General features: G+C 42.4%; 14 protein-coding genes. 10 read left to right on the forward strand and 4 right to left on the reverse strand.

Features of this window, described 5'->3' with window-relative positions:
* Positions 1-167: 167 nt before the first annotated feature.
* From V7L01_RS15035 to V7L01_RS15045, 3 genes are all read right to left on the reverse strand, one after another.
* Positions 168-536 (reverse strand): DUF1304 domain-containing protein, encoded by a 369-nt coding sequence (locus V7L01_RS15035; RefSeq protein ID WP_335035990.1) that lies wholly within the window; start codon positions 534-536, stop codon positions 168-170.
* Between the two features lie 126 nt (positions 537-662).
* The gene (locus tag V7L01_RS15040; protein ID WP_335035992.1) at positions 663-1670 is read right to left on the reverse strand and encodes a lipase family protein; all 1008 of its coding nucleotides are present in this window, start codon (positions 1668-1670) and stop codon (positions 663-665) included.
* A gap of 327 nt (positions 1671-1997) precedes the next feature.
* Positions 1998-2546 carry an NUDIX hydrolase gene (locus V7L01_RS15045; RefSeq protein WP_335035994.1) on the reverse strand — a complete coding sequence of 183 codons (549 nt, stop codon included), beginning with the start codon at positions 2544-2546 and terminating at the stop codon, positions 1998-2000.
* A 127-nt stretch (positions 2547-2673) separates the two neighbouring features.
* Between V7L01_RS15045 and V7L01_RS15050 the strand changes: the two genes are divergently transcribed.
* From V7L01_RS15050 to V7L01_RS15065, 4 genes are all read left to right on the forward strand, one after another.
* Complete coding sequence (locus V7L01_RS15050; protein ID WP_335035995.1) at positions 2674-3726, forward strand: dipeptide epimerase; 1053 nt, start codon at positions 2674-2676, stop codon at positions 3724-3726.
* Entirely contained in the window at positions 3710-4756 is a 1047-nt protein-coding gene (locus V7L01_RS15055; RefSeq protein ID WP_335035997.1) for a DUF1611 domain-containing protein, read from the forward strand. The genes V7L01_RS15050 and V7L01_RS15055 overlap by 17 nt, the downstream gene beginning before the upstream one ends.
* A 462-nt stretch (positions 4757-5218) precedes the next feature.
* Positions 5219-5389 carry a photosystem II assembly protein Psb34 gene (gene psb34 / locus V7L01_RS15060; protein ID WP_335035998.1) on the forward strand — a complete coding sequence of 57 codons (171 nt, stop codon included), beginning with the start codon at positions 5219-5221 and terminating at the stop codon, positions 5387-5389.
* A 200-nt stretch (positions 5390-5589) separates the two neighbouring features.
* On the forward strand, positions 5590-6072 hold the full coding sequence (locus V7L01_RS15065; RefSeq protein WP_335036000.1) for a pentapeptide repeat-containing protein: 483 nt from the start codon (positions 5590-5592) through the stop codon (positions 6070-6072).
* On the opposite strand, the gene V7L01_RS15070 is transcribed toward V7L01_RS15065, so the two are convergent.
* On the reverse strand, positions 6060-6188 hold the full coding sequence (locus tag V7L01_RS15070) for a hypothetical protein (RefSeq protein WP_335036001.1): 129 nt from the start codon (positions 6186-6188) through the stop codon (positions 6060-6062). The two genes, V7L01_RS15065 and V7L01_RS15070, sit on opposite strands and share 13 nt — an antisense overlap.
* 191 nt (positions 6189-6379) lie before the next feature.
* Here V7L01_RS15070 and V7L01_RS15075 point away from each other — a divergent pair, with 191 nt between their 5' ends.
* From V7L01_RS15075 to V7L01_RS15100, 6 genes are all read left to right on the forward strand, one after another.
* Positions 6380-7105, forward strand: a complete 726-nt coding sequence (locus V7L01_RS15075) for a Uma2 family endonuclease (protein ID WP_335036002.1) — start codon at positions 6380-6382, stop codon at positions 7103-7105.
* 317 nt (positions 7106-7422) lie between these two features.
* Entirely contained in the window at positions 7423-8208 is a 786-nt protein-coding gene (locus tag V7L01_RS15080; RefSeq protein ID WP_335036003.1) for a COP23 domain-containing protein, read from the forward strand.
* A 589-nt stretch (positions 8209-8797) separates the two neighbouring features.
* The gene (locus V7L01_RS15085) at positions 8798-14242 is read left to right on the forward strand and encodes a phytase (protein ID WP_335036005.1); all 5445 of its coding nucleotides are present in this window, start codon (positions 8798-8800) and stop codon (positions 14240-14242) included.
* A gap of 607 nt (positions 14243-14849) precedes the next feature.
* Positions 14850-17945 (forward strand): esterase-like activity of phytase family protein, encoded by a 3096-nt coding sequence (locus V7L01_RS15090; protein WP_335036278.1) that lies wholly within the window; start codon positions 14850-14852, stop codon positions 17943-17945.
* 752 nt (positions 17946-18697) lie between these two features.
* Positions 18698-21502: a putative Ig domain-containing protein gene (locus tag V7L01_RS15095; protein ID WP_335036007.1), complete on the forward strand. Its 2805-nt coding sequence runs from the start codon at positions 18698-18700 to the stop codon at positions 21500-21502.
* Positions 21503-22510: 1008 nt separating this feature from the next.
* Positions 22511-25513, forward strand: a complete 3003-nt coding sequence (locus V7L01_RS15100) for a peptidase domain-containing ABC transporter (protein WP_335036009.1) — start codon at positions 22511-22513, stop codon at positions 25511-25513.
* Positions 25514-25631: the final 118 nt, after the last annotated feature.

Genomic DNA, 25631 nt, shown 5'->3' on the forward strand with positions numbered 1-25631 from the left:
AAAACTAAAAATTCACATCGTAAAGAATAATGTGGGTAACTGCGATCGCGAGGACTCGCTCCGTGTGAATGATAGCAGCTTATTCATTAGATGCTAAAGCCATAACTGTAGCCTCTTGACAATTAACTTCATCTTGTCAGGCGTTGCTTACCCACTCTAACGGCGCTTTACAGTTTGGATCGAGAATGTGCTAACCAAACAAGAATGAGAGCGATCGTTGCCGGAAGTGTTTGAAGTAGGAGCGTTGTAGGACTTAATGTGACTGCACCATAAAGACCAGCAACGATAACACAAACTGAGAAAAAGAGCCGAATCGATCTGTTTTGGTTAAAAGCCCCCCAGAATAAACCAGCGGCAATAAATGCATTGTACAAACCTGCATTATTGACAATTGGAGCGACTTGATGCGCGATATCAGGCGTAAATCTAAGTCTTTCATAGATAAAGGGGGTTTCCCAGAAAAACATCTCTACCATCGCAATGGCGACATGAATAACAGCAACAATTGCAACAGCGATAGTAGTAACAGTTTTCATAATGTTCCTAATTAAACAAATCAATCTATTTTAGAATCAGAGCCTTTAAAGTAGTACAAGATTTCAGTCACTAACCAGTGACTTTATCTTCAATCTTGTCGGCGGCTTTACTAACCACATTCGCAGCTACGTAAGAGGGTCTTGTGAGATTCCAAGCATATATACCTCGTCTAGGTTATGATGCTTCTCCAAGGCAGCTTCATGAATAGTAAAGTAAAGGGGTGTGCCAGTATGTAAGTAGTCTGGCATTCTTCTTTTAGTTCTGTCATACATTGCTTTAAAAAAGCCAAAAATTGGATTCGGATTTTTGTCCACTCCAGCTACTCCGCCAATTCCAAGTTCTTCTTCTGGTAGGTCATCAGATTGTGCTGGCTTTAAAACGTTTCCTGTTGGAAATGGGAGCGTAGTGATAAAATCTTCCGTGTTGGCAATTCGCCAGTGTCGAACACCTAACTTTTGAAAACTCATTGCAAAATTTCTGTCTCCACACCGAGGGCTAGCAAAGGTGTACAGTACAATGTTGTCAGGATTTTTAAAGTGAGTGTTCTTTAGAATATCCGGAATTGCTAATGTTGCTAGCGCCCCACCTAAGCTATGTCCTGTGACAAAGACCTTAGCATTCGGGGACTTTTGATTAAGTGCCTCAATGAGTTTCTTCCGTAGACTTACATAGATGCCTCTAAAGCCTGCTGTTACAAACCCAAAATCATTGTCAATGTTAGGGATGATGAGTGAACTTTGATTTTCCTGCACAACCCCATCTGCAATTTCACCTTTAATCTCTACTCTTTTACTCCTTTCGTTAGTACTATCGTTAAAGGTGACAAGCTCAATATTCGCATCCTTGAACCATTCAACAAAGCGTCTGGTGCCACGGAAGATTACATATACATTGTCACTACCAGCTTCAGAGGCAACAAACCCAAACGGAATGTCCTTTTCCGCAAATTCAGTTTCTAGTTGGTACACATCCTCAAGCTTAAAGATTTGTGAGTTATTTTTAAGAGAGAACAAATTGAACTGCTTATACGCTTGCTGAGTTAGCCCTGCCAGCTTTCGAGCCATTTCAGCATCAAAACCTTTAGGGTATGTATCAGCATCCAATTGAGAAATAATTACTCTGTCTATGGCCATAACTTCTACCTAAATATTAAGAACGGCTAGTTGGATAGGTTTTCTCGATTTAAAACCTTCAGCCTATTGAGCCTAAGCATACTCAAATCTTATACAACTCATTACCGTATATTTACTATACTTGTTGCAGATATATAAAGTTTTCAGTATATCCTTCGCTGATATCCATAATTTTTCTGAATAACAACCGTATCAGGACATTATACGGAAACTTTCTGAATGTCATTCTCTAGTAAAATGCCCAAAAAGTTGCTGTAAAAGCTTCAGAATATAATTCGCCTCAAGCATTTTTATTAAATAACAGGAAAAAGCTACATTGATTATTAATTAAGTAATAAAGTTTAAACCTAAAAATATAGCCGCAATAGTTCCCGCCACAGAAATTTCACCTTGGGCGATTTTATCTAAAACTGATTCTACAGGAATTAATACAACTTCAATTTCTTCAGTAATATCTAGTTGTTGCTCTCCAACGTTGCTCACATTCTCTGCTAAAAATAAATGTATTTTATTGGTATCTTTACTCGGCTTATCGTATAAAGTTCCGATTTTTCTAAATTCTTGGGGAATATAACCAGTTTCTTCTCTGAGTTCTCTAATTGCTGCTACTTCTGCACTCTCTTTTGTTGGGTCAAAATTCCCTGCTGGTAGTTCTAAAAAAAAATCACCTACCGCATGTCTGTATTGCCGGACAAAAATTATCTCTTTATTACTAGTAATAGGTAAAACCATCGCAACCTCAGGCTTAATACTGACAAAATAATCATCTATAATTTTACCATTTGGTAATTCTATTTCATCTTGCCTCACCTGACACCAAGGACGATCTAAAACCATTTTTGATTTTAAAATCTTCCATTTTTTTAATTCGTTCATAAATAAAAATAATGTATAAAACCTTTAGTCATCAAGCAATGAATGTAAAAAAGTATAACAGATGCATCTGATAATCTAAACTTTGAACTTACACTGGCTTTTGCATAACATAATATGTATAACAACTATGCAAATAAATATAAATTTATTTACAGTAAACAAAAGGTTTCCGTTGACTATTAGTCGAGGTACAACGGCACAGACAACGAATGTATGGGTGAGAATTTCACACGATCGCATCGAAGGCTGGGGGGAAGCATCGCCATTCGGTGTGGGTAATCATCGGCAATCAACTGATGCAATCAAAGACGCCCTACAGCAAGTTGTGCCGCTATTACAAGGATTCAGCCCTTTACAGCGACAGGAAATTGAGCAAGTTTTAACACAAAACCATGTTCCTTCTGCTGCAAGAGCAGCCTTGGATATAGCAATGCATGACTGGTTGGGTAAGCGCGTAGGATTACCCTTGTGGCAAATTTGGGGACTCGATCGCAATCAAATAGTACCGACTTCTGTCACAATTGGGATTAATTCGCCTGAAGGAGCCAGAGCGAGAGCGCGAGACTGGTTACAATTTACTGATATCCGCCTTTTCAAGGTGAAGCTAGGTAGTCCAGATGGCATAGATGCAGATAAAAAAATGCTCTTAGCAGTGCGAGAAGAAGCACCATCACTAGAATTTTTTGTTGATGCTAATGGGGGTTGGAGTTTAGAAGATGCGATCGCAATGTGCAATTGGCTAGCTGAATTGGGTATAAAGTATGTAGAACAGCCATTGCCACGGGGGCAGGAAAAAAGTTTAGCAAAACTCAAAGAACACTGTCCCTTGCCCATCTTTGTCGATGAAAGTTGTTTCACAAGCTCCGATATTCCCCATTTAGCAAACTACGTGGATGGTATTAATATCAAACTGATGAAATCAGGGGGACTAACGGAGGCAATGCGAATGGTACATACAGCACGAGCCTATGGGTTGCAAGTAATGTTCGGTTGCTATTCTGACAGTTCGCTAGCTAATACAGCAGCATTACAGCTAGCGCCACTAGCTGATTATTTAGATTTAGACAGTCACCTCAACTTAATCAACGATCCCTTTACGGGAGCATTGGTAAAAGAAGGGAGAGTTTTACCAAACGATTTACCAGGTTTGGGGGTACAACACAGTGCGGCTATCACTTAATCAACGAGTAGCTATCTTGCTACATGAAGGAACTACTGGAACTCAAGGCAAAACGGGGTTATCTATTTTACGCTATAGTGAAGCCCCAATCGTAGCCGTAATCGATCGCGAGTGTGCTGGCAAATCCTTACCAGAATTAACAGGTCTCAAGCGTGATGTGCCCATTGTGGCATCGCTAGCCGCAGCCCTAAAGTACAAGCCAGAAGTTTTGGTAATTGGTATTGCTCCGGGAGGTGGTGCTGTACCAGATGATTACTGGGTGGAAATCAAAGACGCTCTAGAAGCTGGAATGTCGCTGGTAAATGGTTTACATACACCAATGGCAAGCATCCCAGAGTTAAATGCACTGCTCAAACCAGGACAACTAATTTGGGATGTACGCAAAGAGCCGTCTAATATAAGTGTTGCTAGTGGAATGGCACGCACCCTTCCTTGTCGGCGGGTGTTGACAGTCGGAACCGACATGGCGATCGGTAAAATGTCAACTAGCCTAGAGTTACATTGGGCATCAAAACTGCGGGGCTGGCGTTCTAAATTCCTGGCTACAGGTCAAACTGGGGTGATGTTAGAAGGGGATGGCGTGGCTTTAGATGCCGTGCGAGTAGACTTTGCCGCTGGTGCTGTGGAACAGATAGTTATGCGCTATGGCAAAAACTACGACATCTTGCACATTGAAGGACAAGGTTCGCTGCTACACCCTGGTTCAACAGCAACCTTACCGCTCATCCGTGGTTCGCAACCAACCCAACTGGTGTTAGTACATCGCGCGGGGCAAACTCACAACCGCAATAATCCCCACGTACCAATTCCACCTTTACCAGAAGTAATCCGGCTTTATGAAACTGTCGCTAGTGCTGGTGGTGCTTTTGGAAGTGTTCCTGTAGTGGGTATAGCTCTTAACACAGCCCATCTTGATGAATCTGCGGCAGAGGATGCGATCGCTCAAACAATAGCAGAAACCGGGCTACCTTGCACAGATGTAGTCCGCTTTGATGCCAATGTGCTTTTGGATGCGGTGATGAATAATTAGATATAGATTTTACTTCATCCAAAACAGATGGAGCGCTAAATGCGATCGCTAGTCAGGGCTATTTCATTCTCATCTAGCCCACCTCAGAATAAATTCTGAGGCTAATAGCACTCATTCGTCTAAAGACGACTAGAAAGGCTTTTAGTCCACTAAGCGTGGACTTGGGCTATGAGCCGTGGAACTTTAGTTCTGAGCGGTTTATGTCTAGAACGAAATAGCCCTGGATCGCTAGTAGAGACGCGAAATCGTTACAGCAACGTGTTTCTACTCTTTTATACCATTTTAGATTTTAAATTTTGCAATTAAAAACTTTCGGCGGCTGGAGCAGCTTCGCCTAAATCCTCTATGCCTGATAAGTAACTTTTATTAAAAGCATCAGTCTTTTTTTGTCAAGTCCTCTTGACGTTTTGTAACAATATTGTTAAATTTAGTTACATAAGGAAACAAAAAAGAGAAAAAACTATGTATACCACCACTAACGAAGACGGCATTCTCAATAACTACGCAGCTGAACCCAAGATGTACTACGCCGAGTACCCGGCAATTTGGGAACAACGTAAATATGTTTTACAAAGTCTTTTTGCGACTTTAATAATCACAACTTTAGTTTTGGTTGGTTTTAGCGTTAGCTAAGATTTTTTAGATTTCGGTATCGCTGTATCTCATTGTCATTCGTACCTCTCTCTCTTACCTCGGCTAGTTTCGCCGGGGTTTTTTGTGTTTTATGCATTACAAACAGCGAGTGTATTATATTGTCAAACAAGCGTCACATCTCGTCGCCGATATCGCTCAAACAATAGCATAAACGTGTTGATTAATATGGGAGGTAAATTATGGATGGAGAAGAATTGAGAAGAAGATATGCTGCTGGGGAAAGAGATTTTAGCGGTCTCAATCTCAGGGGTATTAATATCAGTGGCTCCGAACCAATGGAAGATGTTTTTATTAATATTGACTTGAGTGGAATCAATTTGAGTGGAGCTAACTTGACTGATACTATCTTGGCTGGTGCTAATCTTACTGATGCCAATTTGAGTAACGCCAATCTGACTGGTGCCGATTTGGGTCAGTGCAAATTGATTCGTACTAATTTGAGTGGAGCCAATTTGACTAAAGCTTGTCTGGATGCTGTTAAGTTCATGGATACTGACATGAGTGGTGCTGAATTGCGATCCGCTTCTATCACCCAAACTCAACTGGGTAACACCAATATGAGTGGTGCCAAGCATGTGAGTAATGTTGACTGGACTGGTACTCGCGTCAGAGGTCTTGTTTTGGAGGATGGGAGTGTCCTCAACGACGATCACGACTGGTGAGACTGTTGTTGGTTGAGAATCAGTGCGATCGTTAGTAGTGCGATCGCTTGTAGGTTGGGTTGAGGAACGTAGATCCAAAGGGGCTTCCCGCAGGGTAACCCAACATTGATTACCAATATCTCAACACAAATCTCTAAAAGAATTCACAACCATAATTAATAGAGTCGCAATCAGCGTAAGTATTCTCAACGGGGTCTTAGGGCTATGGAACTTATTTTATCTGCATCCTAGCCTTTTTTGTCGCCCCGTCAGCAACAAGCTACGGGTCAGCCATAAAATAAAGACAAATCAATAAAAGGGGGTGTTTATGGCAACCCAACTCGGTGAAGCTAAATCTTCAATAGAATTGGTAATATCTTGGGAAGCGTTGCCCGCAGATTTTCAGTTAGAGGATGAACCAGTGGAAAATACAGGTCAGCCACTATTAGCTGGTGCTTTGCGCGAAAGCTTAGAGATAAGTGGTTTCATCCAACCGCAGATGTTGATAGCCTCGAATTTTGGACTTTGTGCAACGATAAACGGGCAATTTGTTGCTAAAGCACCTGACTGGGTTTATGTGCCATCGGTAAATCAAGTTTTAGGAGAACGCAAAAGCTATACACCCAATTTAGATGGACATATTCCGGCAATTGTGATGGAATTTCTATCTGACACTGAGGGTGGAGAATACTCTTTTAAGCGAACCTATCCACCAGGAAAATGGTTTTTTTATGAGCAGATTCTTCAAGTTCCAATTTACGTAATTTTTGACCCAAATGGCGGTTTGTTAGAATTTTACCAACTCGAAAACAGGCGCTACGAGTTAAAGCAACCTGATGAAAATGGTCGTCATTGGATTGATTCAATGGGTTTATTTCTAGGAACTTGGCAAGGAACAAAAGAAGCTAGAACTGGTTACTGGTTGCGCTGGTGGGATGAGGCAGGTAATTTGTTGCTTTGGGCAGTGGAACAAATTGAACAGGAACGCCAGCAAAAAGAACGGCTAATTGCCTATTTACAATCTCAAGGTATCGATCCAAATAATTTGCAATAGCATATATAGACAAAATTTTCAAGTATTTCAATGACTCAGTTTAAGCAAATAAGTGCTCCTTTTAGTTGGTTATCTTCGCACCCAAGCGGTAGTAAGCGAGTTAGTAATGTTAGAAAATCTCATTATCCGTAGTAGCTACAACCGTCACGACTATGAAGGAGTGAGGAATAATGTATAAATTCAAACATGGATGAAAAGGCTACTCGAAGATCAAAAAGTAACAGAGGAAAAAAATAGCGTTTTTGATGAATCAAAAAACAGAATTATTCGTCAATGAAACTATCAATTCCCTATCTATTTCTACTGGAGGATGATTTATGTCATCACAACTGCTTCGATTGATATCTTTGGGCAGTCTTGGCTTATCTTTGTGTCTGGGCAATTCCGCAGCAATGGCACAATATGATGATTCTACTGGGGAGGGTGTAGTAGTGCCAACAGTGCCATCAGGCAGTACATCAGCACCAGTACCAATAGACACATCGACAGGTGTACCACCTTCATCCTCAGCTGACGGTACAACTCGGTTTACCTGTCAGACTTACAATGGTCAGTCCACCGTTATGTATCAGCCACAAAGTCAACCAGGACAGTTCTTTCCTTGGGCAGCGCCTGCGGCTTTGGGCGGTGGTTGGGATGCACAAAAACGTTGTGCAGCAATTGCCAGTCGTTTAGAACTTTATCGCCCAGATGGTTTACAAGAACTCCAGACAGCTGTAGAAAATAACGAAAATATTGTCTGTGTCACAACTGAAGCTAACCCAAGCTGTAGAATTGTGCTGACAGTCCCCCGTGGGAAAGACCCCTATGTTATTCGCAATAGCATTTTTCAGAACTTGACTACTGCTGACAGTGGACAACAGACTATAGCCGTTAACACTTATGGCGATCGCAGTACTGGAGGCAACGAATTATATAATTTAGGACGCACACTTCTAGGCAGTGGCAATAATCGGGTTAGTTCATCTAGAAGTGGCATTAATCTAAAACCTTTCCTCGATCGCCAAGATGGCGGTACTGGAAACAATTTGCGGAGTGGAGTGGCAATTCGTAGTCAGTCTCAACCTAACGGTGCTCGTCTAAAGCCTGGTAATTTCCGCTAATTGATAGTTCATTGGTTGATATCAAACAGTTCAGTTAAGAAGAATTGTAGTTAAGAAAAGTTGTAGGGTAGGCTGTTTGCCTACCCTAATTTTCGTTTGACTAAGCTTGACTTTATCCAAAATTAAGAATTAGTGGTTTGTCTCGTTAGATTTTCAGGGATAAGAGAACGAACCGCAAAGGCGCGAAGTACACGAAGAAAGAAAGAAGAGAAATTGAAATTTGATTCACCTATCCAAATTAATGGGACAGGTTACTAGGTTTTTTCGATCCGGCAAAAACCCTGGCTTTTTAGCAAATACTGGTTATGGCAAGTTTTTTAATTAGGAATTAGATTTTTTGTCTTAACCTTTTGCTAGCTGTTTCTTAATCTAGCTGGGATAGTTTGAGGATGCCCAATTAAGAACTAATACCAAAAAGTTATGTAGCTGTCTTCTAACAACCTCTAAGAATAGTGGTTTGGAAGACGTATTTTATTTTGTCCATGTTGATATTGCGTTCATCGTACCCCTACTCTTCGACTTGGTTCTGTGGTTTTCCGTAGATAACCACTAATCTTCGCAAAACTTGAATCTACCCCAGAACTAACTTATGGTAACTAATAATACAATCCGCTTTTCCCAATTCAATGCTTCCCTAAACCGTAACGCTGAAGCTGAGTTAGTAAGCGATTTGTCAACCCCCGATAATGCTCAGGCAAAAGCTGTTGCAGAAATTATCCAGCGTAATAACCCGGATGTGCTGCTAATTAACGAGTTTGACTACTCCCAAGAGGCAGTTCAACTATTCCAGCAAAATTATTTAGCCATCAGCCAAAACGGTGCAACTCCCGTTGACTACCCCTACTTCTACATCGCTCCTTCCAACACGGGTATTGCCTCTGGATTTGACTTAAATAACAACGGTACAGTTGTTACAACCCCAGGTGCAGCCGGATACGGTGATGATGCTTTAGGATTCGGAAATTTCCCTGGTCAATACGGGATGTTGCTGCTGTCCAAATATCCCATCGACACAGCCAACGTCCGCACCTTCCAAAACTTCCTCTGGAAGGATATGCCCAATGCTGTGCTTCCTGACGATCTTACAACACCGCAGCTAAATGATTGGTATTCTAACGAGGAACTCAAAGTTCTACGCCTGTCCTCCAAGAGTCATTGGGACGTACCTATTCAAGTGAATGGGGAGATAATTCATGTTCTCGCCAGCCACCCCACACCCCCAAGCTTTGATGGCGCGGAAGACCGCAACGGTAAGCGTAACCACGACGAGATCCGCTTTTGGGCAGACTATATTACCCCTGGTAAAGGTAATTACATCTACGATGATGAGGGTAAAACGGGCGGGATTGATTCTGGTTCAAGCTTTGTGATTGTGGGCGATCAAAATGCAGATCCGTTGGATGGTGATAGTTTTGATAACGCTATTCGCCAACTGTTACAAAATCCCAATATCAATACTAATGTCATTCCTACCAGTCTGGGTGGTTCCCAACAAGCAGATTTACAAGCTGGTGCAAACGCTAGCCAAAAGGGTAATCCTAGCTTTGATACCGCAGACTTTGCTGATACGACTCCCGGAAACTTGCGAACAGATTACGTACTACCTTCTGCTGACCTGAAAATTGCCAACTCAGGAGTATTTTGGCCGCTGAATACTGATTCGATTTTTTCCCCAGTAGGTACTTTTCCATTCCCCAGTTCTGACCATCGCTTGATATTCGCAGATGTGCAAACCGGGCCAACTGAAGCAGGTAAAACCATTCCTAATGTAGAATTTTTGGGACAGAAGACCTTCGCTACAGGCTTTATTCCCTCTGGTGTCGCAGGAACAGTGAATGGGGTACAGACTCCAGTGGGTGGACTTTCTGGTGTCACCTACGATGCAATTAACAACCGCTATTATGCTATCTCAGACGATCGCTCCCAAGTTGCCCCTGCCCGCTTTTATACCTTCACCACTGAGCCAGGTACTATTTCTACAACGGGAGTGACTTTTACCAATGTCACACCTCTGAAAGATACCAGTGGCAAATTCTTTGCACTCAATAGCCTTGACCCAGAAGGCATTGCTTTAACTAATAATGGAACAGTCTTTATATCTTCAGAGGGCGAAGTTAATCCTGGTGCAGGTCGCGTTACCAATCCCTTTATTAAAGAATTTTCCTTGACAACGGGGCAAGAAGTGCGGTCGCTATTTGTCCCCCGCAAATTTCTACCAGTAGTAGAAGACAGTAATGGCAATGGTGTTATCGATGCCGACGATACGCAGACATCAGGTGTTTACAATAACTTAGCCTTTGAAAGCCTCACCATTACACCCGACCAGAAAACCTTATTCACCGCCACCGAAAACGCCCTGTCCCAAGATGGATTAAAGGCTTCACTCACTAGTGGCAGCCGTTCCCGAATTCTGCAATACAATCTGGTTAGTGGACAGCCAGAAAAGGAATACCTTTATATTACCGATGCTATCGCTCAATCGCCCAACCCTAGCACAGGCTCAAGTGACAATGGTTTGACAGATTTATTAGCAATAGATAATCGGGGCACTTTACTGGCGTTAGAACGTTCCTTTGCACAAGGCGTAGGCAACACCATCAAAATTTACGAAGTTTCTTTGCAAGGTGCAACTGATATTAGTTTCTACGATTCTCTCAATAATTTGAGTGCTGAACAACTAGCTGCTATCAAACCCGCTCAAAAACGTCTGCTGTTGAATTTAAATGACTTAAACTTGCCTAACGGTACAGATAACATCGAGGGTATTACCTTTGGCCCCAAACTAGCAGATGGTAGCCAGTCAATTGTGCTGGTGAGTGATAACAATTTCAACCAAAGCCAATTTACCCAAATTCTCACCTTAGATGCAGACTTAGTTCCAACTGCTGCACCCATAGTAGAAACCCGCCCCGATTTATTTGACGATGAAGATCCGGCACTGCCTGCTGTAGATCGAAATGCTGATGCTGACGATCCTGCGATCTATGTCAATGCCACAAATTCTGCCGATAGCCTAGTACTAACCTCAGTCAAAAATGCTGGACTGCGGGTTTATGACTTATCTGGTAATTTGTTACAAACAGTTAATCCTGGTGGTATTCGCTACAACAATATTGACTTGCAATACGGTTTTAAATTAGGCAATCAATCTGTTGATATTGCCGTAGCTAGCGATCGCCAAAATGATAAACTAGCAATCTTCAAAATTAACCCCAACCCCACCACCCCCGGTCAATATTTGGAAGATATCACCGATAGCAATATTGCTACTATCTTCCAAGCATCACCTTTTGAACCTCCTTATTCTGCATCAACTCGCAGTTCTTACGGAGTTACTTTATACCGTAGCCCCGTAACTAATGATTACTATGTCTTTACTAGTCGCCGACAAACTGGAGATATAGCTCAGTTCAAATTGATTGACAAAGGGAATGGCAAAATTGGAGCAGAACTGGTGCGGGAGTTTACCATCCCCTCGCCCACCACAGAAGGGCGTTCTCCCCAAACAGAGGGGATGGTGGTTGACCAAGAAACCGGCTTTCTCTACATCGCCCAAGAAGATGTGGGCATTTGGAAATTCCAGGCTGAACCGGACGGTGGCACAACAGGCAAGCTGATCGATGGCGTTCGTTTTGAGGGTGGTTCTCACCTCACAGATGACGCAGAAGGGTTGACTATCTACTATGGCAAAAACGGTACAGGCTACTTGCTAGCATCCAGCCAAGGCGATAGCACCTTTGTTGCCTACACACGTGAAGGTAACAACGAATATGTGGGTAACTTTGCCATTGGTAACAATGGGTCAATTGATAGCGTGCAAGAGTCAGATGGGGCTGATGTAATTAACGTACCGCTGGGGACTAACTTCCCATTTGGTTTATTTGTTACCCAAGACGGCTCCAATGAACCTGCCAAGACAATCGATGGCGAAAACGTCAACTCTAACTTTAAGCTGGTGCCTTGGGAGAATATTACCAATGCCTTCCCCAATTCTTTAAATATCGACACCACTAGTTACGATCCTCGCAATCCTGTCGCCCAACCCAAGCTAACCATTTATGAATTTGAAAACCTACCGAAGTTAGGTATCACCTCTAAAAATCAAGATATTTTCTTGGGTGGTTTTTCTGGGTTGTATTTCCAAGGGTTTGCAGCAAATGGCAACCTGAAATTTGTCACCAACACAGACCGTGGCCCCAATGGAGAATCTAACGGTTCAAACAGACCATTTTTCTTACCCAACTTCCAGCCAGAAATAGTCAGCTTTGAACTCAACCGCACCACAGGTGAAATCAGCATTACCAACAGAACAGGGCTATTTCGCCAAGAAGGGACGACGCCATTAACGGGACTGCCTAATTTGCAAGCAGGGGCAAATGGTACAGCCTATACCGATGAAATTGGCGTCGATCTGGACAATCAACCCCTAACGAACGATCCTTTGGGTGCAGACTTGGAAGGGATTGTAGTTGAGGAAAATGGAGATTACTGGATGGTAGATGAGTACCGTCCGGCAATTTACCACTTTGATGTTGATGGTAAACTGATTGACCGCTTTATTCCCACAGGAACTGCTACTGCACCCGACCCAGATCGACCAGTCAGAACTTTTGGTACTGAGGTATTGCCAGCAGTTTATGCCCAACGCCGCAATAACCGGGGCTTTGAAGCTGTAGCGCTACAAGGTAATAAATTATATGCCTTTATTCAGAGTGCGATCGATAATCCCGATGTCTCCAATGATGCGACTTCCAAGAGTTCTCTCAATCTGCGAATTCTAGAGTTTGATATTGTCACCAAGCAGGTAACAGGAGAGTATTTATATCTGTTGGAAGGTTTACCAGGAACCGATAAGATTGGCGATGCAGTCTCCTTGGGTAACGGCAAATTTGCAGTAGTTGAGCGAGATGACAATGCTACATCTGCTGGCAATAAACTAATTTATCAAATTGATTTAGCTGGGGCGACCAATATCAACAACCCTGCAAACTTTACCTTGCCATCTGGTAAAACTATTGAACAACTGACCTCTGCGGAGTTAGCTGCTGCCAATATTACCCCTGTCACCAAGAGTTTGATTGCTAATGCTGCTCAAGTTGGTTACACCGGGGTGGAAAAGTTAGAAGGTCTGGCACTGGTAGCACCGAACACTCTAGCTTTGATTAACGACAACGACTTTAATATTACGGGTAACACGCCTGCTGAAAAACTCGGCATTCTCGAATTACCCAATAACCTAACAACTGTACAACCTACTTTTCCGAACGGTTTTGGTTCTAACAACAGCGATACAGTCAATCTTGAACCAGGACAATTCTTTAATGCAGGTGACGGAGCAGACTTTGTAGAGGCTAGTAAAGGTAACACAATCCTGTCTGGAAACGGTGATGACACAGTGCTTGCAGGGAGTGACTCTTCAATTTACGGGAATGACGGTAGCGATCGCATATTTATTGGTCAAAATGGCCCGGCTCAAAATACCAGTGCCGATGGTGGCGGTGGTAATGATGTTATTACCGTCGTAGAAGCCAGTGGTAGTAATAATTTGTTTGGGGCGACAGGTGATGATACTCTCACAGTAATTGAAGGTTCTCGTCAATCATTATTCGGTGGCTCAGGTAACGACACTCTCACCAGTGACGGTAGCAATAACCGTCTTGACGGTGGTTCTGGAGATGACAAACTCTTCTCTAATGTCAATGACTCCCTGTTTGCTGGCGATGGTGATGATGTGCTATTTGCTGGTCAACAGGGTAGTAATCGCCTGAGTGGTGGTGCTGGTGCTGACCAATTCTGGATTGCTAACGCCAGTCTGCCAACTAGCAAGAACATTGTGACTGATTTTGCGATCGGCATTGATAAAATCGGGCTGGGTGGTATTGGTGTTACTCAATTTAGTGCCCTAATGCTATTGCAACAGGGTGCTGACACTATCGTGAAAACCGGAAATACAGAGTTGGCTTCATTGCTGGGAATTACAGCAACTAGCCTGACTGCAAATGACTTCGTTTTCTCTGCCAGCGTAGTGGCTTAGTCTGTTTACCTAGATTTTCGTAAAGAAGACACAGCCGATTGTATTTGAGGCTTTCGTAGGGGCATCTGTACGCCCCTACTAGCCGATTTATTTATTCTTATGCAGAAAAATTGATGCGATCGCTAGCAAATTCAAACTGAAAAATTAAGTTCTATTTCTTCCGAATTATCAAAAATATTTTGGTAGCAAAACGACAAAAAATTAATTTTTATAAAATTTAATAAATAAGATTTTTTTAGCTGAAGTCTATTTTAATCATATCTTCTGCTTCACTTATTCTTTTCTTAATCTTTTGATGAAAATATGTTTGGTATTAGCTAAGTTCTCTTGTAACTACTATCGACAGATTTAAATTCGTAATCCAAATATTACACACTCACTAACACATATTAGTAGTTAACATCCCATTATCATTTCTCAAGCCTTCCATAACTCTCACTTAACGGACTTGCCCAAACTATATTTTTGTAGTTCTGAAATTTCCCCGTAATTCCAGTTTATAAAATGAGAACATGATTTATTTTTTCCACAAGTAATGTAATGAGATAACTTGAATAGCTTGTGATGCAATTAAATCCAAATACCCAACAAATATTCCAACATTCTAATTATGACAACTAAGTTAGTAGGCTTTGCCTCTTTACCCGCTGATACCTTTAGTGATGGCCCCGCTTCTGGTAAGGAAGTCTCAGCCAATGCTAGAACGGGGCCTTTCCCAGGACAGCCAATTCAAGGCTTCAGTGGTGTCCAATTTGCTAACAGCAACTCTTTCTACTTCCTATCAGATAATGGTTACGGTAGCAAAGATAATAGTGAAGACTTTTTACTGCGGATCAACCGTCTAGACCCAAATTTTAAGGGAACAGAAAATGGCGATGGCAGCGTTAAAGTTTTAGATTACATTCAACTGTCTGACCCTAACAATAAAGTTCCTTTTGAAATAGTTAATGAGGGAACTACTGGAAGATTACTGACTGGTGCAGACTTTGATGTAGAGTCATTCGTCTTTGATAAAGACGGGACAATCTGGGTTGGAGATGAGTTTGGCCCCTATCTGCTGCATTTTGATGCCACTGGTAAGTTATTAGAGGCTCCCATTTCTACACCCGATCAATTCAAGACTTTAGATGGAGAAGCACCTAAAGTTATTGGTCATAGAGGTGCAAGTGGTTATCGTCCAGAGCATACCTTAGAGTCTTATAAGCAAGCAATTGCACGAGGTGCTGACTTTATTGAGCCTGACTTAGTAGTTACAAAAGATGGTGTGCTAATTGCTCGCCATGAACCTGCTTTAGCAGTTTTGAACACTGATGGCACTGTCAATTTCAGCAACACAACCACAGATGTTTACAAACATCCAGAGTTTGCCGATCGCAAAAAAACAGTAAGTTTAGATGGAAACACACTTACAGGTTGGTTTGCTGAAGATTTTACTTTAGCTGAAATCAAAACTTTACGTGCAGAAGAACGTTTACCTTTCCGCGATCATTCCTTTGACGATCGATTTGAAATTCCTACTTTCACGGAAATCATCAATTTGGTTAAGGATGTAGAAGCGACAACAGGTAAAAAGATTGGCATCTACCCTGAAACTAAGCATCCTACCTATTTGGCCAATGAAGCTACCTATGTAGGCACCACAGAAAAAGTTAACAGAAACATCAGTCAGTTACTAATTGATGCGCTGAAGGCAAATAACTTTACTGACCCCAATCGGATCTTCATCCAGTCCTTTGAAGTGAGTAATCTCAAAGAACTCCACGATCGCATTATGCCTGCGGCAGGGGTGGATATTCCTCTAGTTCAATTGCTAGATGCAAGTGACATTGATATCAACGGCAAGATTATAGAAAGTCAGCCTTATGACTTGAAGGTAAGCGGTGACACTCGCACCTATGGCGACTTGCGAACTCCAGAAGGCTTGGCTGAAGTTGCCACCTATGCTGATGGCATTGGCCCTTGGAAGCGGATGATTGTTAGCGTCAAAGGTACTGATGCTAATGGTGATGGCAAAGCCGATGATGTCAATGGCGATGGAGCAGTCAATGATGCTGATAAGACAACGTTACCTCCCTCTACCTTAATTCAAGATGCTCACAATGCCGGGTTGCAGGTTCATCCTTACACCTTCCGGGCGGAAGATCAATACCTAGCAGCAGATTATAAAGGCAAGCTAGCACTAGAAATTCAGCAGTTCTATCAATTAGGGGTAGATGCACTCTTCTCAGATTTCCCAGATATCGCCGATGGAGTACGCGATCGCCTCAGAGACGATCCTCAATATAATATAGTGCGATCGCCACAAAATCCCGATGTTCTTTCAGGTGATGCTTTTGCTAACTTGGGTAGTTCCAAAGGTTTTGAAGGCGGAGCAATTAACGCCAGCAAAACCAAGCTTTATTTCCTTCTAGAAGGTACTGTTCAAGGCGATACTCCTGGTGCTTTACGGATTAACGAATTTGATATAGCCAGCCACAAATACAGCGATCGGTTACGCTACTACAGATTGGATAATCCGTCAAATTCCATCGGGGATTTAGCAGTTATTAATGATAATGAGTATCTAGTTATTGAACGGGATAACAATCAAGGGGCTGCGGCTAAATTTAAGAGGATTTACAAAATAGACTTGTCTAAAACAGATTCTAATGGCTATGTAGCCAAACAAGAAGTTGCAGACTTGTTAAACATCCAAGACCCTAACGATATCAACGGTGACGGGAAAACAACCTTTGACTTCCCATTTCAAACAATTGAAAATGTGTTAGTTGTTGACAAAGACACCATTTTGGTTGCTAATGACAATAACTATCCCTTCTCAACAGGGCGTCCTGGCAACAATCCTCAACATCCAGTAATAGACAACAACGAAATCATTTTGTTGAAGCTGGAAAATCCTCTCAACCTTGCTGCTGGTTTAGGTCAACCTCAAGCTGAAAAAATTAAGTTTGGCTCGACTAACAACGATGATATTACCGTTCAGCCAAATCAAACCTTATCCACAGGTGATGGAGCAGACTTTGTAGAGGCTAATAAAGCTAACACAATCCAGACTGGAAACGGTGATGACACTGTACTCGTTGGCAGTGACTCTTCAGTATCCGGGGGAGACGGTAACGATCGCATATTTATTGGTCAAAATAGCCCAGCTCAAAATATCAGTGCCAATGGTAGTAATGGTAATGATGCGATCGCTGTAGTTGAAGCTAGTGGTAGTAATAATTTATTTGGGGCAGCAGGTGCCGATAAACTCACAGTAATTGAAGGTTCTCGTCAATTATCCTTCGGTGGCTCCGGCAATGACACCCTCACCAGTAATGGCAGCAATAACCGTCTTTATGGTGGTTCCGGTGATGACAAACTCTTCTCCAGTGCGAATGATTCCTTGTTTGGTGGCGATGGTGATGATGTGCTATTTGCTGGTCAACAGGGCGGTAATCGCTTGAGTGGTGGTGCTGGTGCTGACCAATTCTGGATTGCTAACGCCAGTCTGCCAACTAGCAAGAATATTGTGACTGATTTTGCGATCGGCATTGATAAAATCGGGCTGGGCGGTATTGCCGTCAGTAATCTAAGGCTATTCCAACAGGGTGCTGACACTATCGTGAAAACCGGAGATACAGAGTTGGTTTCATTGCTGGGAATTGCATCAAGTAGCCTCAGTGTAAATGATTTCGTTTTTTCTGCTAGCGTCGTGGCTTAGTCTAAACGCCAAAGTGCAGCGTGGTTTAAATAACTATCGAAACAGCGGTTTTCAATTACGTAAACTAGATCCAGTAAATAGTTCGTTATTGTGGGGTGGCCATTGTAATGCCCACCCCACCCGCGTTTCACTGGAGTCCAAACTACTAAAATCCTTAAACCTCTACTGAGATAGTTGGTCATAGGCAGTATTAATACCAGATGTTGGTAAACTGAACCAAATGGACTCACGCCGCTTCTGGGGTGGGTTTGTTTGGGGAACTCCAAAAAATAAATTATCCAATTTTTGGAATCAAAACGACTTTTGCTTCCCCAGCTAAGTGCCCGGGAGCAATGCGATTTTGTGAGATGGGTAAGCTCTTGAGGCAGGGGAGGCAGAGGAGGCAGGGTGGGAGAAAAAAATAAGTGTATTCATGGCTATTTAGGTAGTAAAAATCACCAATTTTTTCTCTTTGTTCCCCCTGCTCCCCCTGCTTATTTCACGACGATCTCACTTTTTCGCGTTGCTCCCAAGTGGCCCCTGCCTTAAAAGCGATGGGATATTTTTTTATTTGGAAGTCTTTTGATTTTGGGCAATAGAATGGACTCGATATCAATTAAAACAGTAATTTTACTGTAGTTAACTGTTAACTTTTTCTATAAGTTGAATAATTGACCCTTCCGCTATGCCAAAAAATTCTGCTTCCACGTGATTTCCAGGTTATGACACGTAACGGCTGCAACGAAAAAACTATTAATTAATTAAGAGTAATTATGTCAGACACCATTCCGATCGCGATCGCTACTCAGCCAACTCAAGACTTGCACGAGCAACTACCTGCTACTCGCCTAGTTTTCATCGACCCACAGGTTGAGAACTACCAAAGTCTAGTAGCAGGTGTCTTGCCGAACACCTCTGTTGTAGTCTTAGATGCTGACCAGAATGGCATTGAACAAATTAGCCAAGTGCTGGCAACTCATCGGGAAATCAACAGCCTACACATTGTTTCTCACGGCGCACCAGGGCAAGTCTACCTGGGGAACAGTCTACTCAGCCACGAAACCCTCAACCTTTATGCTTGGGAACTCATGGGCTGGGCAAATGTTTTGAGTGCGGATGCACAACTATTATTGTATGGTTGCGAAGTCGGGCAAACAGAGCAAGGTAAAACATTTCTACAGCACCTGAGTGAATTGACAGCTGCTGTAGTAGCAGCATCTGATGACTTAACAGGGAGTGCTGCATTAGGTGGTGACTGGGAACTGGAGGTTTCTACAGGGGGAATTGTTCCTGCTCTGGCGTTTCACCCAGAAGTAATGGCAGCCTACGCTTCAGTACTAACTGCTCCAATAGTAGCGAATGCAATTCAAGACCAAATAGCTACTCAAGATATTCTCTTCAGCTTCATTGTACCAGATAACACTTTCACGGATGCGGATGGAGATAGCCTCACCTACACTGCAACTCTGGACGACGATACCCCTCTGCCGACTGGGTTGAACTTCGATACTGGTACCAAAACTTTCAGCGGTACTCCTGATAATGGGGACGTAGGTATTCTAAATATCAAAGTTGTCGCTCAAGATCCTGGTGGAGATACAGCCAATGATGTGTTTCAACTCACGGTTAATAATGTCAATGATGCTCCAGTGGTGGCAAATCAAATCCTTGACCAAATAGCCACTGAAGATAGTCTCTTCACCTTCACTGTACCAGATAACACCTTCAGCGATCCAGATGTCGGAGATAGCCTCACCTACACTGCAACTCTGGACGACGATACCCCTCTGCCGACTGGGTTTAATTTCGATCCTGCTACCAAAACTTTCAGTGGTACTCCGACAAGTGGGGATGTAGGTAGCCTAAACATCAAAGTTACCGCTCAAGATGTTGCTGGAGAAACAGTCAGTGATGTGTTTCAACTCACGATAAATAATGTCAATAATGCTCCAGTGGTGGCAAAGGCAATTCAAGACCAAGAAGCCACCGAAGGCACACTCTTCAACTTCACCGTCCCAGATGACACCTTCAGCGATGCGGATGTTGGAGACATCCTCACCTATTTTGCTACCCTAGAAAACGATGAGCCTCTGCCGACTGGATTGAAGTTCGATCCTATTACCCAAACCTTCAGTGGCACTCCTGAGAATGAGGATGTAGGTAGCATAAACATCAAAGTTACCGCTCAAGATGTTGCTGGAGATGAAGCCAGTGATGTGTTTAAAATCACGATAAATAATGTCAATAATGCTCCAATCTTGGTAAAAGAAATTGCAGACCAAGAAGCTACCGAAGGCACACTCTTCAACTTCACCGTCCCAGCTAACACCTTCAGCGATGAGGATCTTGGAGACATCCTCACCTATTCTGCTACCCTAGAAAACGATAAGCCTCTGCCGAGTGGGTTGAAGTTCGATCCTACTACCCGTACCTTCAGTGGCACTCCGACAAATGAGGATGTAGGCAACTTAAACATCAAAGTCACCGCCAAGGATGTTGCTGGAGATGAAGCCAGTGATGTGTTTAAACTTTCTGTTGCTGAAGATACTACTTCTAGTATTCAGTCGATTACCCTACTGACAATAGTTACAGGCGATATCTTTAGTGTCAAGACTAAGCAGAACATTAAAGGTGGTAAAAGAAAACTCTCAATCAAGATTAAAAATAACACCGCTAAAGAGGTAAATGAACTATGTGTATTTAATGTTGATGATGATGAAGGTAAAATTAACGGCATAGCTCCTGGTGCACAAGGCTATACGCAAGCTGCTCTTTTGCGCTCAAAGGTGATTTTATCTTCCATTAACAAGCTGCCCAAGGGTTTTAAGCAAACTGACCTGAAAAATATATTAGAATTTGAGTCTGACACCAAACTCAGATTTTATCTGGTATCCAACAGTACTACTCAGTCTGTACTGTCTGGGAAAACCTCCTCCTCAAGTGTCCTTTTTTCCTCAACTACAAATAACAGCACAGAAGAGGAAGGGTTTTCTCTCAACTTCCAGAATTTGGTTGTGAATATTCAGGCAACAGAGCAAGAGGTATCTTTAGGTACTGGTCTGCAAGGCAAAAAGCAAGGTGAAGTGATTGATTTACGGAGTGTGACACAATCGGCAAAAGCTGAGTTTGTAGTCAACAGAGAAGCATCTTACAACAACTTTGTCGGCTTCTATAAGGTGGCTGATGAGAATGGTGGTATTGACACCAATGGCGATGGGAAAGCAGATATCCTCGTTGGCCAGGCTGGTTACGCCGAAGCCGCTGTGCGTGGGCGTGTTGGAGGCATTGACTTGGCGGTAGAAAACCAAGGGAGTGCAAATTACGCCGGTACTTTCGGGGGGAATTCTTTGTTTGCACCATTTATTATTGTAGATGGCAAACCCGATGCAATTCTCGATGCCAATGGCAATGCCAATAGGAAGATTTACTTCACATACTTGGGTGCTAACTCAGATAAAGTAGATCACATTCGCCTGTTGGGAAATAATACCTTTGGCTTTGAAGATTTAGCAAATAGTGGTGACAAAGATTACAACGATCTGATTGTGCAGGTAAATTTGAGTGTCAATGTTGCGTAATATTAAATTCAAGTAATTATATCAAGTCCGCTTAATCACTTACGATATGTCATTGCGAGTGAAACAGAGGGGAACGTTAGCAATCACTTCGGATGCGATTACTTCACTCCGCTATCGCTGCGTACCCTTCTCTACGAGAGGCTGCGCCAACGGGAACGCCAGGAGCGAACGTAATGACAAGTATTTAGTCGGACATGATATTACTTAGCAAAATAGAACAACCTCATCCTAGTTAAGGGGTGGGGTTATTTTATTGGTGGCGATTAAATGGACTCGATATTAATTAAACTAGTAAATTTACTGAAGGCAGTTATAGTGTTTCCTGCGTAAATTTAATAGTTGATTTCTCTACGAGGACAAAAATCTTCACCTTTACTTTTCTAGTTAATTTTTATAAAAATTAACTAGCAAAAAAGTGATAAAGAATTATTTAATAATGGAGCGTAGCGCTGTTTGGCAAGCAAAGCTCACAGTCTTTCGCCATCAGTGATACTGTCAATCTTTATATTTAATAATTTGTAAAAAATCATTCAAAAAATTAAAGTTTTTTTTCTTACATATTTCTTAAATAGGGTATTTACTTAGGAAAGCATCTGTGATATTTTCATGTTGATTATCATAAATTAAAATATGCAACGCTAAGTTTAACAACCGCGTTTCTGTGTCTTAATTTAATGATAAGTATCAATATTGCATACCTGCAATGCTAAATAATTATTTTAAGATAGTATAAACTATGTAGTGCGAACTAAGTGATAGCTTGTCCTCAATCTACTTAAACTATCATTGTTTTGAACAACGCATAACAAACAGCAGGAACTCTGTGAGGTGAATGCAGGTATGGAATTAGACGAACCTCGCCTCTGTGCTTTTACATATTTAAGCACGCTGATTCTACAGAAGTCTTGCAGTTGCTGGCATAAAAGCAAAAACTGCCACCGTTAGTAAAACAGATACTCCCTAATATTCTCGGCTTTATTCCTCGCTTTTACCTTCGACTTGTTTTTTATGACTTATATTAAGAACACTTTTGTTGAATTTATCGCCACCCTAGAAGGGTTTGATGGGTTACCAGATGCAGCGATCGCTAATCTATCAGAACAGGTGCAAGCCTGGCGCTATCGCATAGGTCAGAAAATCATCGGTAAAGAAAGTCTCCCGGAAAACATTACCATAATTTATGAGGGACAAGTGCGCCTGTTGGGATACGATCCCCAGACGCAAATGCCAATCACCCTAAAATTACTGCAACCTGGGGAAATTCTTGGCGAAATAGGTTTGTTGCGCGATATCGCCTGTGAAACAGCGATCGCCTCCACCGAAGTAGTATGTTTAACCTTGAATGCATCGGCATATTTTAGTTTTCTGGCTTTATACCCAGCTTTTGCCAATGCTCGCAAAAACCGCAGTTATTTGATAGAAGTTTTCGATATTCTCAGTTCCTATTGGCAAAAGCAAGCGATCGCTACTTTAAATCTTAGAGAACTGGCAGAAAATGCCTTACCAAAGGCGAAAATACATTACCTCCCTCCAGGAACAACTCCATTCAACCAACTAGATAAAGAAAGGGTCTGGTTTGTGAGTGGAGGTGGTACCGTAACGAATTTCTCACCTGGCGATCCTCTAGAATCGGACGATGACAGAGACAAGATCCAGGTCCTAAGTCAAAACCCCGCACGGTTGCTTGGTATAGATCCGTCAGATTTGAGCTTGGAAGATAGCCATCAGATAGAAGTTGTGGTAAGCGACACCAAATCAGATCGCGCAGAGGAACTAGATATCCCCTACGCATCGGACGAAGAAGTTCCACAGACAGCCCCCCAAACCTCAAACAGCTCGTCAAAACAGAAATACCCGTTTTTTGGTGGTAAGGGAGAACTAAATACAGCCTTCGCCTGCTTCCAAATGATTGCGAAGCACTTAGAAATGCCGTTTCGTCGAGAGGTGGTTCGCCGCATCTTAACTGAGCAAGTCAAACGTCAGGGTGTTATATCGTTTCAAGTTACTGCTTACCTGGCAGAGTTAATCGGACTTAAGGCGCAGTTGATAGAGCTACCAGTCGCCTCGGTGACGCGCGTTCCTACACCAGCATTGATTCGCTATGGTGAGAATTTTGCCGTTTTATATGAAGCGGGTGCAAATACTATGGTTCTAGGTGTGCCATCCAAAGGAATTGTCCGCTGCAAACCTGCTCAATTGGTTGAACAATTAGATGTTGACCCAACCGACTTTCCGCCCAAAGTTAGGGTATTATTGCTCACTGCTACTAAAGAAACACCTCAAGAGCGCTTTAGTTTACGGTGGTTTCTGCCCTATTTATCAAAGCACCGTCGAGTCCTAATAGAAGTCTTTATCGCTTCCTTTTTCGTGCAGTTGGCAGCGTTGGCAAATCCGCTAGTCGTTCAGTTAATTATCGACAAAGTTATCACTCAAAATAGTATTGGCACGCTACATATTTTGGGGATTTTGCTATTAGTAGTCGGGCTATTTGAGGCAGTACTGACTACCTTACGAACCTACTTATTTGTCGATACCACTAACCGGATCGATATGGGTTTAGGGTCGCAAATCATCGACCACTTATTACGTTTACCACTGCGCTACTTTGAACGCCGACCGGTGGGCGAACTTTCCACTCGCATCAACGAATTAGAAAATATCCGCCAATTCCTCACGGGTACTGCTCTAACAGTGGGGTTAGATGCTCTGTTTTCGGTGGTCTATATCGGTGTAATGCTGATTTACAGTTGGCAACTCACCTTAGTAGGCTTAAGCACAATTCCAATATTTGTGATTATCACCTTAATTGCTTCTCCCACCATTAGCAGACAATTACGTGCCAAAGCCGAACGCAACGCCGAAACTCAATCTTATTTAGTTGAGGTGATGTCAGGAATTCAAACAGTAAAAGCGCAAAATATCGAATTGCGATCGCGCTTTTCCTGGCAAGAGCGTTACGCTCGGTTTGTCGCCGCTGGTTTTAAAACAGTTGTGACTTCTACCCTGGCTAATTCTACCAGCAACTTCCTCAACAAACTCAGCAGCTTACTAGTTTTGTGGGTAGGAGCTTATCTAGTACTGCAACAAGAATTAACTTTAGGCGAATTAATTGCTTTTAGAATTATATCGGGTTACGTCACCAGCCCAATATTGCGCTTGGCTCAACTCTGGCAAAGCTTCCAAGAAACAGCTTTGTCTCTAGAGCGTTTAAGCGATATTGTCGATACACCGCAAGAAGGAGAAACAGACCGCTACAATATCCCCTTACCTACGATCAAGGGAGCAGTGAAATATGAAAATGTTTCCTTCCGCTTTGGCACAACTGGCCCTCTGCAACTTTCCAATGTCAACCTCGAATTTGCGCCAGGTAAATTTGTCGGCATTGTCGGACAAAGTGGGTCTGGTAAAAGTACGATGATGAAATTACTACTCAGACTTTATGAAACTGAGTCCGGTAGAATTTTGATTGATGGTTATGATATTGCCAAAGTAGAACTTTATTCACTGCGACGGCAGATTGGCGTAGTTCCCCAAGAGACATTATTGTTTGACGGCAGCGTTCAGGAAAATATTGCTCTGACGAATCCAGATGCGACAACCGAAGAAATTATCGAAGCGGCTCAGGTGGCGTGTGCCCACGAGTTTATCATGAACTTGCCCAACGGTTACAACACGCGGGTGGGAGAAAGGGGTTCTGCACTTTCCGGCGGACAAAGACAAAGAATTGCGATCGCTCGTTCTGTTTTACAACGACCAAAATTATTAGTTTTAGATGAAGCAACTAGCGCATTAGATTATCCCACAGAACGGCAAATATGTCTCAATTTAGCTAAGGCATTCAAGGGTGATACAGTATTTTTTATTACCCACCGACTGAACACCGTGAGTAATGCAGATATGATTGTCGTGATGGATAATAGCAGGGTTATAGAACAAGGTAGCCATCAAGAATTAATGGCTACTAAAGGTCATTATTATTACCTGTATCAGCAACAAGATGTCAACTTGTAATTAGTCCCTGCTGGGGGCATGGCATCAGTAAATTCTCTGTTTTCCCAACATTTTATAGACGCAGGAATCAGGGTAGAGTAGGTAATTTTACAAATATCAAAATCTAGGTTTTCGGTAT

This window comes from Nostoc sp. (assembly GCF_036917095.1).
Lineage (GTDB): Bacteria > Cyanobacteriota > Cyanobacteriia > Cyanobacteriales > Nostocaceae > Nostoc.